Below are 13138 nucleotides of genomic sequence, written 5' to 3' on the forward strand. Positions count from 1 at the left end.
CCGGGAGAGTGCGAAGCGGCGCGCGGGGCGGCCCGCCCGGTACGCGCCTGCGGCACGGGCGTTGGGCAGTTCATGCAGGATGCGGGCGCTGACGAGCGTGTCGACGGCATCGATCGCGGTCGAGCGGGTGAGGGAGGTCGCCGTCATCACGTCGGTCGCCGTGAAGTCGCCGGCGGACCAGGCGAAGTCGAGGACAGCGCCGACACTGGCGCGCCCCGTGCCGAGATCCGCGGAGACTTCCGTCATTTCTGCTCTTGACCTTTCGTGTCCTCGATGAGAGAGTACCGGTCAGAGTAATAGATTCGCTCACTAGATTTAATAATCGAATGTACGAATGGAAGGACGAAGATGTCTGCGAGACCCTTCTCGAGGCTCCGGCTCGCGGCCGGCGCGCTCGCGATCGCCCTGCTGTCGACCGCGTTGGCGGGCTGCTCGGTCGACGGGCGGGAGACCATCCGCTTCACGTTCAGCAAGCGCGAGGCCATCGACTTCATGACCGAGGTGGTGGCGAAGTACAACGCCTCCCAGGACAAGGTGCGCGTCCAGATCGACACCTCGGGCGTGGACGTCGTCTCCGCGAGCTTCGTCCGCGGCAACCCGCCGGACATCATGCTCGCCAACTACAACTTCGAGGTCGCCCGCTTCGTGCAGCGCTGCGCGCTGAGCGACCTGTCCGGCACCCGTGCCGCCGCGTCGCTGCGCGACGATCTGCAGCCGCTCATGGACCAGTACGGTTCGTGCTCCGGTCGCGTCAGCGCGCTGCCCTACTCGGTCATGGCCGCCTCCGTCATCTACAACAAGCAGATCTTCGACGAGCAGGGCATCCAGGTGCCGAAGACCTGGGACGAGCTGCTCGCCGCCTGCGACAGGCTCAAGGGCGCCGGGATCACCCCGTTCTACGCCACGTTCAAGGACGACTGGACCGCGGGACAGGGATGGTACGACTACTCCCTCGGCGGCTCGGTCGACGTCGTCGACTTCTTCGACGGGCTCAACGCCGAGGGTGCCGACGTGGGCCCGGATTCGGCGGTCTCGTTCCAGAAGGACTTCGCCCGCCCGATCAGCCGGATGGAGAAGCTCGTGAAGGACTACGTCAACCCGGATGCCGCCAGCCGCGGCTACGGCGACGGAAACCTCGCCTTCGCCCAGGGCAAGGCGGCGATGTACCTGCAGGGGCCGTGGGCGTTCAGCGAGATCGCGAAGACCGCCCCCGACCTGGAGCTGGGCACGTTCCCGCTCCCCATGACCGACGATCCGTCGCAGCTCGCGGTGCGGGTGAACATGGACCTCGCCGCGATGATCCCCGACGGCTCCAGGCACAAGGCGGCCGCGCGGGACTTCCTCGAGTACCTCTACCAGCCCGAGCGGATCAAGGCCTACAACGACTCCCAGCTCGGCTTCACGCCCACGAAGGGCGCGGCAGCGCCCGACGATCCGCGTGTGGCCGGCATGACCGAGTACTACGACGAGGGCCGCATCTACCAGGGCCCCTCCGTGCTGGTGCCCAAGACCATTCCCGTCTTCAACTACGCGCAGGCCATCGTCCTCGGCGAGGACCCGAAGTCGATCCTGAAGACGATGGACGCCGACTGGGCCCGCATCGCGTTCCGCGCTCCGGTCGTGAAGTCCGACGCGTCGGCATCCGCAGCATCACCCGAGACAGAGGAGTCCGGAGAATGAGCACCACGACGACGATCGTCACCGCGGGTGACAGCACCCGACGGCGCAGCACGCGGCGCGTCGAGCCGATCTACTACCTGTTCCTCGTCCCCACCCTGCTGCTGTTCACGCTGGCCATCACCGTGCCGGGCGTGATCGGGATCTTCTTCAGCTTCACAGACTCGATCGGCATCGGGGAGTGGAGCTTCAACGGGCTGACCAACTACATCGCGCTGTTCAGCGACCCGGCCATCCTGCAGAGCTACCTGTTCACCTTCGGGTTCTCCATCGCGACGGTGATCGTCGTGAACGTGATCGCCTTCCTGCTCGCGGTCGGGCTCACCTCCCGCATCCGCTTCAAGACCGGGCTGCGCGCGATCTTCGTGATCCCGATGGTCATCTCGGGCATCATCATCGCCTACGTCTTCAACTTCCTGTTCTCGAACTCGATCCCCGCGGCCGGCGCGGCGACGGGCATCCCGTGGCTGTCGACCAGCCTGCTCGCGAACCCCGACCTCGCCTGGATCGCGATCGTCATCGTCACCGCCTGGCAGGCGATCCCCGGCACGCTGCTGATCTACATCGCGGGGCTCCTCTCGGTGCCCGGTGATGTGTACGAGGCCGCCGACATCGACGGCGCGAGCAAGCGGCAGCAGCTGCTGAGGATCACCCTGCCGCTGGTCGCCGGCTACGTGGTGATCAACGTGATCCTCGGGTTCAAGGGCTTCCTCAACGCCTACGACATCATCGTCGGCCTCACCAACGGCGGCCCCGGCACCTCCACCCGCTCCATCGCGATGACCATCATCGCCGGGTTCAACGGCGGCGACTACGCGTACCAGATGGCCAACGCGACCATCTTCTTCATCGTCGCCGTTCTCATCTCGCTGCTGCAGCTCTCGCTGACTCGCGGAAGGAACGCCCTCTGATGTCGACGCAGACCATGACCACCATCACCGCCGACGGCCGCCGCCCCCGCATCAGGATGGAGCGGGTGAACTGGTCGGGCACGATCATCCTCTTCCTGTGCGCGGTGACCGTGCTGCTCCCGCTCTACGTCACGATCTCGATGGCGTTCAAGACGACCGGTCAGGCCGTGGACGGAAACGCCTTCTCCCTGCCCGCGCCGTTCAGCCTGGACGGGTTCGTCGAGGCGTGGAACCTCACGAAGTTCCCCGTCGGCGCCGCGATCTCGCTGGCGGTCACCGCCGGGACCGTCGTCGCGACGATCGTGCTGGCAGCATTCGCCTCCTACGCGATCGTGCGCAACTGGGACCGTCGCCTGTTCCGCTGGTCGTTCTTCTACCTGCTCGCGGCGATGTTCATCCCGTTCCCGGTCGTGGCGCTGCCGCAGATCCAGCTCACCGGGCGCGTCGGACTCGACAACCCGCTGGGCGTGATCATCCTCGCGACGATGTTCCAGCTCAGCTTCAGCGTGCTGCTGTTCACCGCGTTCCTGCGGTCCATCCCGCTGGAGCTCGAGGAGAGCGCCCGCATGGACGGCGCCAGCACCTGGCAGACCTTCTGGCGGATCATCTTCCCGCTGCTGGGTCCGATGAGCGCCACGGTCGGCATCTTCGCGTTCCTCTACGCCTGGAACGACTTCATGATGCCGTCGCTGATCATCTCCGACCCGGCGCTGCAGACGCTGCCCGTGCGGCAGAACCTGTTCCAGAACCAGTTCAGCAACAACTACAACGTGTCCTTCGCGTCGTACCTGATGGCGATGGCGCCGGCCATCGTCGCCTACCTCTTCACCCAGCGCTGGGTGATGGAGGGCGTCACGCAGGGCGCCGTCAAGGGCTGAGCGAAATCCGCCCGACCGGCGGATGCTGGGCGCACGACCAACGAGATCCGAGCACGAACCCCGGAGAGAAGGAGCAGTACCCCGTATGACTGACGCGCTACTCGTCGAGAGCCGCACCGACGAAGCGGCCGCCTGGTGGCGCCAGGCGGCCGTCTACCAGATCTATCCGCGCAGCTTCGCCGATGCGAACGGCGACGGCATCGGCGACATCCCCGGCATCCTGTCACGGGTGGAGTACCTCGCCGACCTCGGCATCGACGCGGTCTGGCTGAGCCCGTTCTATCCCTCCGCACTCGCCGACGGCGGCTACGACGTCGACGACTACCGGAACGTCGATCCCCGGCTGGGCACGCTGGAGGACTTCGATGCGATGACCGAGGCGCTGCACGCCCGCGGCATCCGCGTCATCGTGGACATCGTGCCGAACCACACCTCGAACCGGCATGAGTGGTTCCAGGAGGCGCTCGCCGCCGGTCGCGGGTCGGCGGCCCGTGACCGGTACATCTTCCGTGAGGGCACCGGTCCCGACGGCGCCGAACCTCCCACCGACTGGGTGTCGGTGTTCGGCGGCTCCGCGTGGGAGCGGGTCGAGGACGGGCAGTGGTACTTCCACAACTTCGCGGTCGAGCAGCCGGACCTGAACTGGGCGAACCCCGAGGTCCGCGAGGACTTCCTGACGACTCTGCGGTTCTGGTCCGACCGGGGCGTGGACGGCTTCCGCATCGACGTCGCGCACATGCTCACCAAGGACCTCAGCGAGCCGCTCCCGAGCCGGGCCGAGCTCGCGCTGCTGCCGCAGGACGGCAGTCACCCGCTGATCGACCGCGACGACGTGCACGAGATCTATGCGGAGTGGCGGCGCGTGTTCGACGAGTACGAACCGCCCCGCACGGCCGTGGCGGAGGCCTGGGTGTCGACGCCGGAGCGACGCGCCAGGTACGCGTCGGCGGAGGGACTCGGGCAGGCGTTCAACTTCGACCTGCTGGTCGCGGACTTCGATGCGGCGCAGTTCCGCCGCATCATCGCGGACAACCTCGCGCAGGCGACGCTGAGCGGCTCGTCCACGACCTGGGTGCTGTCGAACCACGACGTCACCCGGCATGCGACCCGGTACGGGCTGCCGCCGCTGGACGGCCGCGCGGTCAAGCAGGGCACCGAGTGGGTCGCCGCCGGCGGACCCGAGGAGCAGCTCGACCGCGACGGCGGCCGGCGGCGCGCGCACGCCGCCACGCTTCTGCTGCTCGGGCTGCCCGGCAGCGCCTACCTGTATCAGGGCGAGGAGCTCGGGCTGCACGAGGTCGCCGAGATCACTCCGGAGCAGCGCCAGGACCCCGCCTTCTTCCGCGGCGGCGAGTTCGACGGGCTGGGCAGGGACGGATGCCGTGTGCCGCTGCCGTGGACGGCGGACGGGCCCTCCTTCGGCTTCGGCGCCGACGGCGCTCACCTGCCGCAGCCGGCCTGGTTCGCCGCCCACGCGGTCGACGCGGAGGCAGCCGATCCGGCATCGTCGCTGTCCCTGTACCGCGAAGCGCTCCGGCTGCGGCACGAGCTGCAGACCGGCGAATCCCTGGAGTGGCTGGAGACGGGACGCGTCGACGTGCTGCGCTTCGCGCGACCGAACGGCTGGCAGGTCGTCACCGCCTTCGGGACGGAGCCGTTCGAGCTCGGATCGGATGCCGAGCGCGTCGTGCTGAGCAGCCTCCCCCTCGTGGGAGGAACGCTGCCCGGTGAGGCCACCGCCTGGATCGCGCCCGGCGTCTGACGGGCGCCGTACGCAGAGAGGTGCGCCGCCTCCCGTTCCGGGAAGCGGCGCACCTCTCTGCGAGCAGGCCTCAGACCGAGCGGCCGCCCAGCGGGGCCTTGGCCGCGTACACGCCGCTGCCCGACTCGAACGAGACAGCCAGCACCGGCGACGCCTTGGTGCCCACCAGGCTGTCCCCGTTGCCGGTGGCGGCCGTGCGGGCTCCGAAGCGCAGCTCCGCCCGGCCCGACCTCACCTGCGCCTCAGCGCTGCCGACGACCTGCTCGCCGTCCCACAGGAACACCCGGGCCGTGCCGGCGCGGGGCGTCTGCAGTGCGACGGTGACGATGCCGGCCGCGATCGACGACTTCAGCACCTTGAGCGGGTGGTCGGTCGGCGAGAAGCCTCCGAGGGGGACCTGATCGACGGCGGACTGCAGGATGGACTGCGGTGAGCCGACCGAGCGGGCCGCGGTGTCGGGCAGGATCGGCTTCTTCGGCTTCGACCCGGCATCCTGCACGCCGTCGAGGGTGATGATGCCCCAGCGCCACGGGTCGGCGCGCATCCCCGGGAACGTCGACCAGCCGACACGGTTCTGCGCGGCCTTGTTCTGGGTGTCCGAGTCGTTGATCACGACGTTGAAGCCGACGTGCTGCGGGTCGAGATTGTCGGGGAGCACCGCGAACGGGATCTTCACCTCCATGTCGTAGCCGGTGTACTCGGCGGTGGTGGAGGCCATCTTCACCTGGACCTGCATCCCCGGCGCGGTGACGGCGGCCTCGCCCTGCCAGTTGTCGCGATCGCGGCCGACTCCGGGCGCGCCCGTCATCGAGTCCATCGACGGCATGATGCCGGCGATGAAGGTCTGCGCCGTGTTGCCCGCCGTGCCGCGAGGGTCGATATAGATCTCGACGGAGTCCGTGCGCCGCTGGCGCTTGTTGTCGGAAGCAGGGAGGATCGTCCCGCGGATGTCGTCGACGACCGAGATGAACAGGTAGAAGTTCGCGTCGTCGTGCGTGATCCACGTCTTCGCGCTGATCGTCGGGTTCTTGCCGCCCATCGGGCTGCCGTCCCAGATCGTGTCGACGGGGATCGCCTCGCCGGGGTACTCGCCTTCGCGCCGGACGGCGTCGATCACCGGAGCGGGGGCGCGGTTGGCGGTGGGGATCGAGGTGTCGGTGTTGGTGACCTCGAAACTGACGGTGGTGGTCGCGCCGGCGGCGAGGCCCGAGTACGACTGCTGCGCCGGCGAGGCGGCGAAGCCTGCGGGCAGCGTCAGCGAGACCGAGCCGGATCGGCTCTGCGCGGAGAAGTTCTCGACGATCACCTCGAGCGTCCGCGTCCGGCCCTGACCCACGGGGAACAGCTCGGGGACCAGCACGTCGAGGTGCTTCATCCCCAGTCCGGCCGTCCAGGAGCGGAACTCCTGGATCTCCTCGAGCGGACGGATCGTCGCCTCCACGGCTCCCGCGACGCGCAGCTGTGCGAACGTGGTGCCGCTGGCCCCGCCCGCGGTGAGCGTGGCATCCACCCGCACCTGCGTGCCGGCGACGGCATCCGATCCGGCCGTGAGCCGGAACGTCGCCCGGTGCGACCGGCCCCGGTTCAGCGCCGGCACGTCGACCGCGCCGCCGGCGGACCATCCGCTGGGAGCGGCGAGCGCGAGCCGCCCGGCGGGGAGCTTCGCATCGGCGGGGGCGGTCACCGTCACCTGGATCTTGACGTCCTCTCCGGCGACGACCTCGAACCGCGCGGGGCGCACATCGATCAGCGTGCCGAACGGGAGCCCGCCGTCGATCGGCAGGGCGGCGCCGCGCAGCGCCGCGTCTCCGCCGGAGCGCGGGTCGGCGAGCGGGGAGCGGGAGTGGATGACCGTGAACCACGAGTTCGAGATCTTCGCGGGATCGGTCGTTCCCGGCGCGAACTCGGCCCAGCCCTGCGTCACGTAAGCCCACCGGGCGAGGTCGAGCATCTCGGACCAGCGCTTGCCGTTGCGCTGGCTGGGAGTGCCGTTCCAGCAGCCGAACACGACGTCGGAGGCCACGGTCGGGGTATAGCCCGCGGCGACGCCGCCCTCGCCCGCCGCACCCGAGCCGTTGGCGCCCGCGCGCAGGATGCGGCGCGGCTGCCACGGCTCGAAGCCCTCGGCGAAGTGCTCCGGATAGCGCTGCGGGTCGCCCGCCGCGAGGTAGGCCTCGACCGCGAACATGGCCGCCTGCTGGTGGTTGCCGTGGTTGCCCTCGACCGCCGACGGGTTCATCGTCACGATGACGTCGGGGCGCGTGGCGCGCACGACGCGCACGATGCGGCTGAGCACCCCGGCGCCGTCCCACACCTGGTACGACAGCGGCGCGCTCGCGGTGTAGTAGAAGTCGAGACCGTCCAGATTGAACACGTTCTCGATGCCGGCGTAGCCGACCGCCTTGCGCTCCTCGGCCTCGCGCATCATGCCGAGGGGCGGTCCCTCCTCGAGGCCGACCGCGTTGCCGCCGCCCTCGCCGCGGGTCACGGTGATGACGCCGGCCTTCATGCCCAGGTACTCGTTCCACTGGCCGAAGACGCCGAGGTTCCCCGCCTCGTCGTCCGGGTGGGCGCCGATGAAGAGCACGTTGAGCTTGACGGCATCGCGTGGGGCGTCCGCGAGCGCCTGCTCCGCGGCGGTGAGACCCGAGACCTGCGCGCCGGTGAAGGCGGCGGCGATGCCGAATGCGCCTCCCGCCTTGAACAGGTTCCGACGCGTCAGAGAGAAGCCGGAGACTTCGTGAAGATCGTTCATTGGGGGACCAGACCTTTCACACGGGAGCACCTCGATGTGGCGCTCCATGCCGTCGATGAGAGGGGGAGCAACACTTATTTTCTGAACAGAAGATAAGGCAATCGGTAGTCGAGGCCGTTGAGCGATTCGTCGCACAGGATGATCTCTGGAACTTTCCCCGGGCCGCGTGACTCCGTGCGGACGAAGCCGCGGCGTTCAAGTTCGAGCAGGGTGCTTCGGACTGCGCGAGCTCCGTCGCCTTCGGGGTCGTCGAGGTGTAGGAGCTCCGCCCAGTACCGGGCGGGGCGAATCGTGCTGTGTGGGCTTCGAGCGAGTCGCCAGATCAGCGTGACGAGCAGCGCGATTCGTAGCCGTCCGCCTCGTCCGCCTCCCCCGCGGCTTGCGTTGGTCCCACTCAGCAGGCGACTCAGCGGAGATGGGGCCGTGTCAGTGCGTTCGATGAATGCGCGTCTCACGGGAGCCCCCGCGCCTCGTCGCTTGCCAAACGGGTGATCGGCGCCGCTAGTACCGGTTGCTGACTCAACACGAGGCGGACACGGCTGGGCAGCCCCCGCTATGGCTGACCCCTCGGCGCTCGCCCTGGCGACCCTCACCAGCGTGTTCGTGATGTTCTTCATCCCCGCGTTCCAGCAGAGCGTCACGACGACGGTCACCGAAGTGAGCGGAACCGGGATCACGCCCATGCCCGAACAGTCGATCGCTGACGAGACCGGTCCGATCTCCGTCCACCAGTGGGTCGGACCGTTCGCCCTGATCGGAGCAGCCGTCCCCATCCTCCTCACAGCCGTGTCGCCGAAACAACGTCCCTGGACATCACACCTAGGTCGACGATCTCGTCGGTGAGCTCGAGATAGCGGCGGCCGAACGACTTCAAGGCAACCCGGTAGGCGACGACGGGATCGGTCGCGTTCGAGACGTCAGGGTGCCAGGCAGCGAGATGGCGGATCAGCTGCATCCGGGTGAGGTTGCGGATCTGGTCACGGACTTCGTCAGGCGCAGCAACGATCGACGTCCGCAGCAGCTGCAACGTGTTGCGGCGTTCACGGACCGCCTGGGCGCGCGCGACCCGCAGGATTCTCAGGGCCTCGACCGCGCCATCCTTGGACTTCGGGATCGTCGTGCGTCGCTCGTGGAGTGCGGCGGGTGCAGCGTTGATCGCGTCCAGGTCGTCGTCTTTGCCCTTCCGGCGGCGGTCGGACCGATCCGGCCGGTCGACCTCGAGGACTGTCCCCTCGTTCCTCGCGAGATGCCGGGTGAGGCCCGCGCCGTAGGAGCCGGTGCCCTCGATGCCGATCCGCACCAACTCGCCGTTACTGCGCACCCATGACAGCAGCGCCCGGTAGCCCGCCCGAGTCGTGGAGAAGCTGTGGGTTCCGAGGACTGTCCCGGCCGTGTCTACGACCGCGGCGACGTGGACCTCCTTGTGAGTGTCGACGCCCGCGAACACTGGTATTCGCGATTGAGGTTGCTTGCCGGCGTCGGGGATGAAGGTCATGTCGTGCTCCGATCTGTTCGCATGGGCGGGGAACGGCACCGCGCACCACCAGACCGGCGGACAAGACAGTGATGAGCACCTGTTGGCGCAGGCTCTCCTTAGGTCACTCCGGCGGCGAGGCGTGACGCCTCACCGGGTGTTCTCAGGGGACCGACAGATCCGAGGAAAGACAACAGATGTCGATCAGAGTGAGAGTCAGGAACCCCTGAGAACATCCGGCACCAGCATCCTTGCGCGTCCGTCGCTGTGAGGGTCAGGACCCCCGAGAACACCAGCACGAACAGTCTCACTATCCGCATGCACGAGGCAGCCCTTCATGGTCCACGCATCCGAACAGTGTTCCGGACCGCGCGGATTGCGAGCGACGCCTTCGTCCTCGAGTTCATCGAGTAACCCACGATCCGGCCACTGAACGTGTCCTCGCTCGCTAGCGGCCGAACACCGAGACGTCAGCGAGGGTGCTCGTGAGTGCTCGACGGCTGCGAAGACCACCTCGGCCGACGAGCCAGATCTACACGAGCACTCAAATCGGCCACCACCCGCGATCCGTCGCTGACGAGGCCGAGGCCGCCGGCGAGGTTCAGGGCGAGCGCCGCGTGACCGGCGGCATTGGGGTGGAAAGCATCGCTGAGAAGACCCCACGGCACGGGGTCACCATCAAAACTGGATGCAGCGGCGAACTCCTCATAGAACGAGTACTGATCGATGAGGAGCGCACCGCGAGTGCCCGCGATGTCGCGCATCTCCTGAGCGAAGGAGCCCAGCCGGGCTCGGTCCGGAGCATGGGCGAGATCTGCATAGGGCGGCGTCTGCAACACTGGTATCGCGCCCCACAGGCGCACGCGGTCGATGAAGTCGTCGATGCGTTCCGAGAAATCCGCGAGCTCGACGAGCCGCTCCGGCCACTTCGTGGAACAGTCGTTCGTACCGATCATCACCGTAACGACATCCGGTCGCCACGCGGAGACACGACGATCGAAGTCATCGAGGATCGCATCCAGCCGCCAGCCCGAGATCGCGGTGTTCATCACGACGTCCTGCACCCGCCCCAGATCGCCGCGGATCAGCTCATGAAGGTGATCGACGTAGTTGCGTTCGCCATGCGTATGAAAAAGTCCCTGAGTGATCGGGTCTCCCGTCATCACCCAGGTGACCGGTGAACCGCTCGCCAGCATCCCCCGCAGTCGCGCGGCGTCGCTCACGCGCCCTGCCCGACGGCCAGAGCCGCGCGCTTTTCCACCAGCTTCCGGAGAACCTCCGCGACACCGCGCGGATCAGCGACGCGGTACAACGCCGCTGTCGCCCCGGCACCGACCTTGAGCCCTATGTCACCGGCATGCATGGCTGCGAACCCGTCCTCGTCGGTGACGTCATCGCCGACGAAGAGCACCCCGGTCGCGCCGAGGTGCTGACGCAGCAGCTCGACGCCGTCGCCCTTCGTGGTGTCCCGCACCGCGAACTCGAGGATGTCCTTGCCGTCTCGATCCAAGAAGCCCCCGATGCGCTCCGCGGCATGCCTCGCATCCGCAAGCATGCGCGGCACCGCATCTGCAGCGACGTTTCGCGTGTGCACTCCGTAACCGAAGGGCTTGTGCTCCAGCACGGCGCCCGGCGTGCGATCTACGACCTCGGCGAGCGACACAGCCAGTTCGAAGAGCCGGTGTCTCTCGTCGTCATCGAGCCCGAGATCGACGACTCCTCCCCCGAGACGCGCCTCCGCGCCGTGAGAACCGACGAGCAGCGCGTGCTCATCCGCTTCCGTGACGCGCGCTAAGGAGTTCAGAGGCCTGCCTGACACGAACGCGACCCAGGTGTTGTTGAGGTCACGCAGGCGCGCGATCGGCTCCGCGGCCTCGGGAATCACTCTCGCACTGTACGGATCGTCCACGAAGTCCGCGACCGTTCCGTCGAAGTCGAGGGCGACCAGAAGTCGCGGAGTCGATGCGAGTGTTCTCAACGCCTCCGAGGTCATGGCCGTCATCCCTTCACCGCCCCCTGTGTGATGCCGCTCACGAAACTTCGCTGGAACAGCAGGTAGACGATCACGATCGGAGCGATGACGATGAGGCTCGCCGCCGACAAGAGTGGAATGTTGGTCGAGAACTCGCCGACGAAGAATCCCAGGCCGGCCGGCGCCGTGCGCCTCTCCGGGTCCTGGATCAGCACGAGCACGAGCAGGAACTGGTTCCACGACCACATGAAGAACAGCACGCACAGAGTGGTAATCGCGGGCCACGAGATCGGCAGCAGGATACGGCAGAGGACTGTCAGGTCTCGAGCGCCGTCGATTCGGGCCGATTCGACCAGCTCACGCGGAATCGAGGAGAAGTGCGTCTGCATCCAGTACACGCCGAACGGCATGAACAACGCTGCTTCCGACAGTGCGACGCCGAGGTAGGAGTTGGTGAGTCCCATCGGCTGGAGATTGAAGTACAGCGCGACCACGACCAGCTCGATCGGGAGCGTCATGCCGAGCACGAATGCCAGCGATATCCCCTTGGTCCCGGGCGGTCGTAGCAACGCCAGCGAGAACCCGGCGAGCGTCGCGAGGACGACCGACAGTGGCACCACCATGGCTGCGACGATCAGGCTCGCGAGGACGAGGCGGCCGAAATGGCCCTGATTCCAGGCCGTCGCAAAGTTCGACCACGACCATTCGGACGGCACGCTCAAGCCCGAGATCTGCGAGTCCGACGAATGCACTGACGCGAGCAGGATGCTGGCGAAGGGAGCGAGCACGACGATCGTGAGTACGGTCAGGACGAGGTAGCGGACCGACTGTCCGCCGATGCCGGGTTTCATGGTTTCTCCCTTAGTCCGACCCGGATGACGCTGACGACAGCGATGATCAGGACCGTGAGCGCCACCGCAAGCGCGCAGGCCGCACCGATCTGGTTCTCCTGGAAGGCCAGTCGGTAGACGAGCAAACCGGGCACGGTCGTCTGATTCACGGGCCCGCCGTTTGTCGTGACGTACACGAGGTCGAAACTGGCCAGGCCTGCGATCGTTGTGATGACGCCTGCGATCGTGATCTCGCCGCGCAGGCCGGGCAGCGTCACGGAGAGGAACTGCCGGAAGAAGCCTGCCCCGTCCAGCGATGCCGCCTCGTAGAGCGCGGTGTCGATCTTCTGCGCCCCCGAGATGAACAGCACCATGCACAGTCCGCTCACGCACCAGGTTCCAATGAAGCCGATCGCGATCAGCGCCAGGTAGTAGTCGCCCAGCCATGCCCGGGTGATAGTGGAGAGTCCCACCGCGTTCAGGAACTGGTTGACGAGGCCATCTTCCGCATACATCCATCGCCAGGTGATGCCCACCGCGACCAGCGGGAGCACCTGCGGAAGGAAGAAGACGACGCGGAAGAACGTCATCCCACGCCTCACCTTCCCCATCAGCAACGCGGTCATCACGAGGCCGAGCACCACGGGGATGAAGGAGAAGAACACGATCAAGATCAAGGAGTGGATGATCGACCCGTACAGGAGCGGGTCCTTGAACATGTCGACGTAGTTGTCCATGCCGATGAAACGGGGCGGCAGGATTCCATCCCATTCGAGGAAAGACATCTGCACCGTGCTGAGCGCAGGCCAGATCGCGAAGACTCCGTAGATCACCGCCGCGGGAAGGATATAGAGAAGCGCCTTGGCACCCGATCGACGA

Annotated in this window: 9 protein-coding genes and 2 pseudogenes; 4 read left to right on the forward strand and 7 right to left on the reverse strand. The window is 67.3% G+C overall.

What is annotated here, in order from left to right; all coding sequences use genetic code 11:
• A pseudogene (locus BGN97_RS16805) lies at positions 1–246 on the reverse strand (ROK family protein); the annotation flags it as partial.
• Positions 247–348: 102 nt separating this feature from the next.
• Between BGN97_RS16805 and BGN97_RS16810 the strand changes: the two are divergent.
• From BGN97_RS16810 to BGN97_RS16825, 4 genes are all read left to right on the forward strand, one after another.
• Positions 349–1680, forward strand: coding sequence for an extracellular solute-binding protein (locus BGN97_RS16810; RefSeq protein WP_292704080.1), 1332 nt, complete (start codon positions 349–351; stop codon positions 1678–1680).
• Positions 1677–2588 (forward strand): sugar ABC transporter permease, encoded by a 912-nt coding sequence (locus tag BGN97_RS16815; RefSeq protein WP_292704083.1) that lies wholly within the window; start codon positions 1677–1679, stop codon positions 2586–2588. The genes BGN97_RS16810 and BGN97_RS16815 overlap by 4 nt, the downstream gene beginning before the upstream one ends.
• Positions 2588–3466 (forward strand): carbohydrate ABC transporter permease, encoded by an 879-nt coding sequence (locus BGN97_RS16820; protein WP_292704084.1) that lies wholly within the window; start codon positions 2588–2590, stop codon positions 3464–3466. Before BGN97_RS16815 ends, BGN97_RS16820 begins: the two co-directional genes overlap by 1 nt.
• A gap of 85 nt (positions 3467–3551) precedes the next feature.
• Positions 3552–5228: a glycoside hydrolase family 13 protein gene (locus tag BGN97_RS16825; protein ID WP_292704086.1), complete on the forward strand. Its 1677-nt coding sequence runs from the start codon at positions 3552–3554 to the stop codon at positions 5226–5228.
• Positions 5229–5298: 70 nt separating this feature from the next.
• Here BGN97_RS16825 and BGN97_RS16830 read toward each other — a convergent pair whose 3' ends face one another.
• The 6 genes and pseudogenes from BGN97_RS16830 to BGN97_RS16855 all read right to left on the reverse strand — a co-directional run bounded on the left by BGN97_RS16830 (position 5299) and on the right by BGN97_RS16855 (position 13092).
• Positions 5299–7983: a PIG-L family deacetylase gene (locus BGN97_RS16830; protein WP_292704088.1), complete on the reverse strand. Its 2685-nt coding sequence runs from the start codon at positions 7981–7983 to the stop codon at positions 5299–5301.
• An 820-nt stretch (positions 7984–8803) separates the two neighbouring features.
• Positions 8804–9478 (reverse strand): annotated as a pseudogene (locus BGN97_RS16835) (transposase); the annotation flags it as partial.
• Between the two features lie 449 nt (positions 9479–9927).
• A complete protein-coding gene (locus BGN97_RS16840; protein ID WP_292704091.1) occupies positions 9928–10680 on the reverse strand; it encodes an SGNH/GDSL hydrolase family protein in 753 nt (250 codons plus the stop codon).
• Positions 10677–11450: a trehalose-phosphatase gene (gene otsB / locus BGN97_RS16845; RefSeq protein ID WP_292704094.1), complete on the reverse strand. Its 774-nt coding sequence runs from the start codon at positions 11448–11450 to the stop codon at positions 10677–10679. The genes BGN97_RS16840 and otsB overlap by 4 nt, the downstream gene beginning before the upstream one ends.
• Positions 11451–11455: 5 nt before the next feature.
• Positions 11456–12280: a carbohydrate ABC transporter permease gene (locus BGN97_RS16850; RefSeq protein WP_292704096.1), complete on the reverse strand. Its 825-nt coding sequence runs from the start codon at positions 12278–12280 to the stop codon at positions 11456–11458.
• On the reverse strand, positions 12277–13092 hold the full coding sequence (locus BGN97_RS16855) for a sugar ABC transporter permease (RefSeq protein ID WP_292704098.1): 816 nt from the start codon (positions 13090–13092) through the stop codon (positions 12277–12279). Before BGN97_RS16855 ends, BGN97_RS16850 begins: the two co-directional genes overlap by 4 nt.
• Positions 13093–13138 lie beyond the last annotated feature (46 nt).

Source organism: Microbacterium sp. 69-10 (assembly GCF_001897945.1).
In the GTDB taxonomy this organism is placed as follows: Bacteria; Actinomycetota; Actinomycetes; order Actinomycetales; family Microbacteriaceae; genus Microbacterium.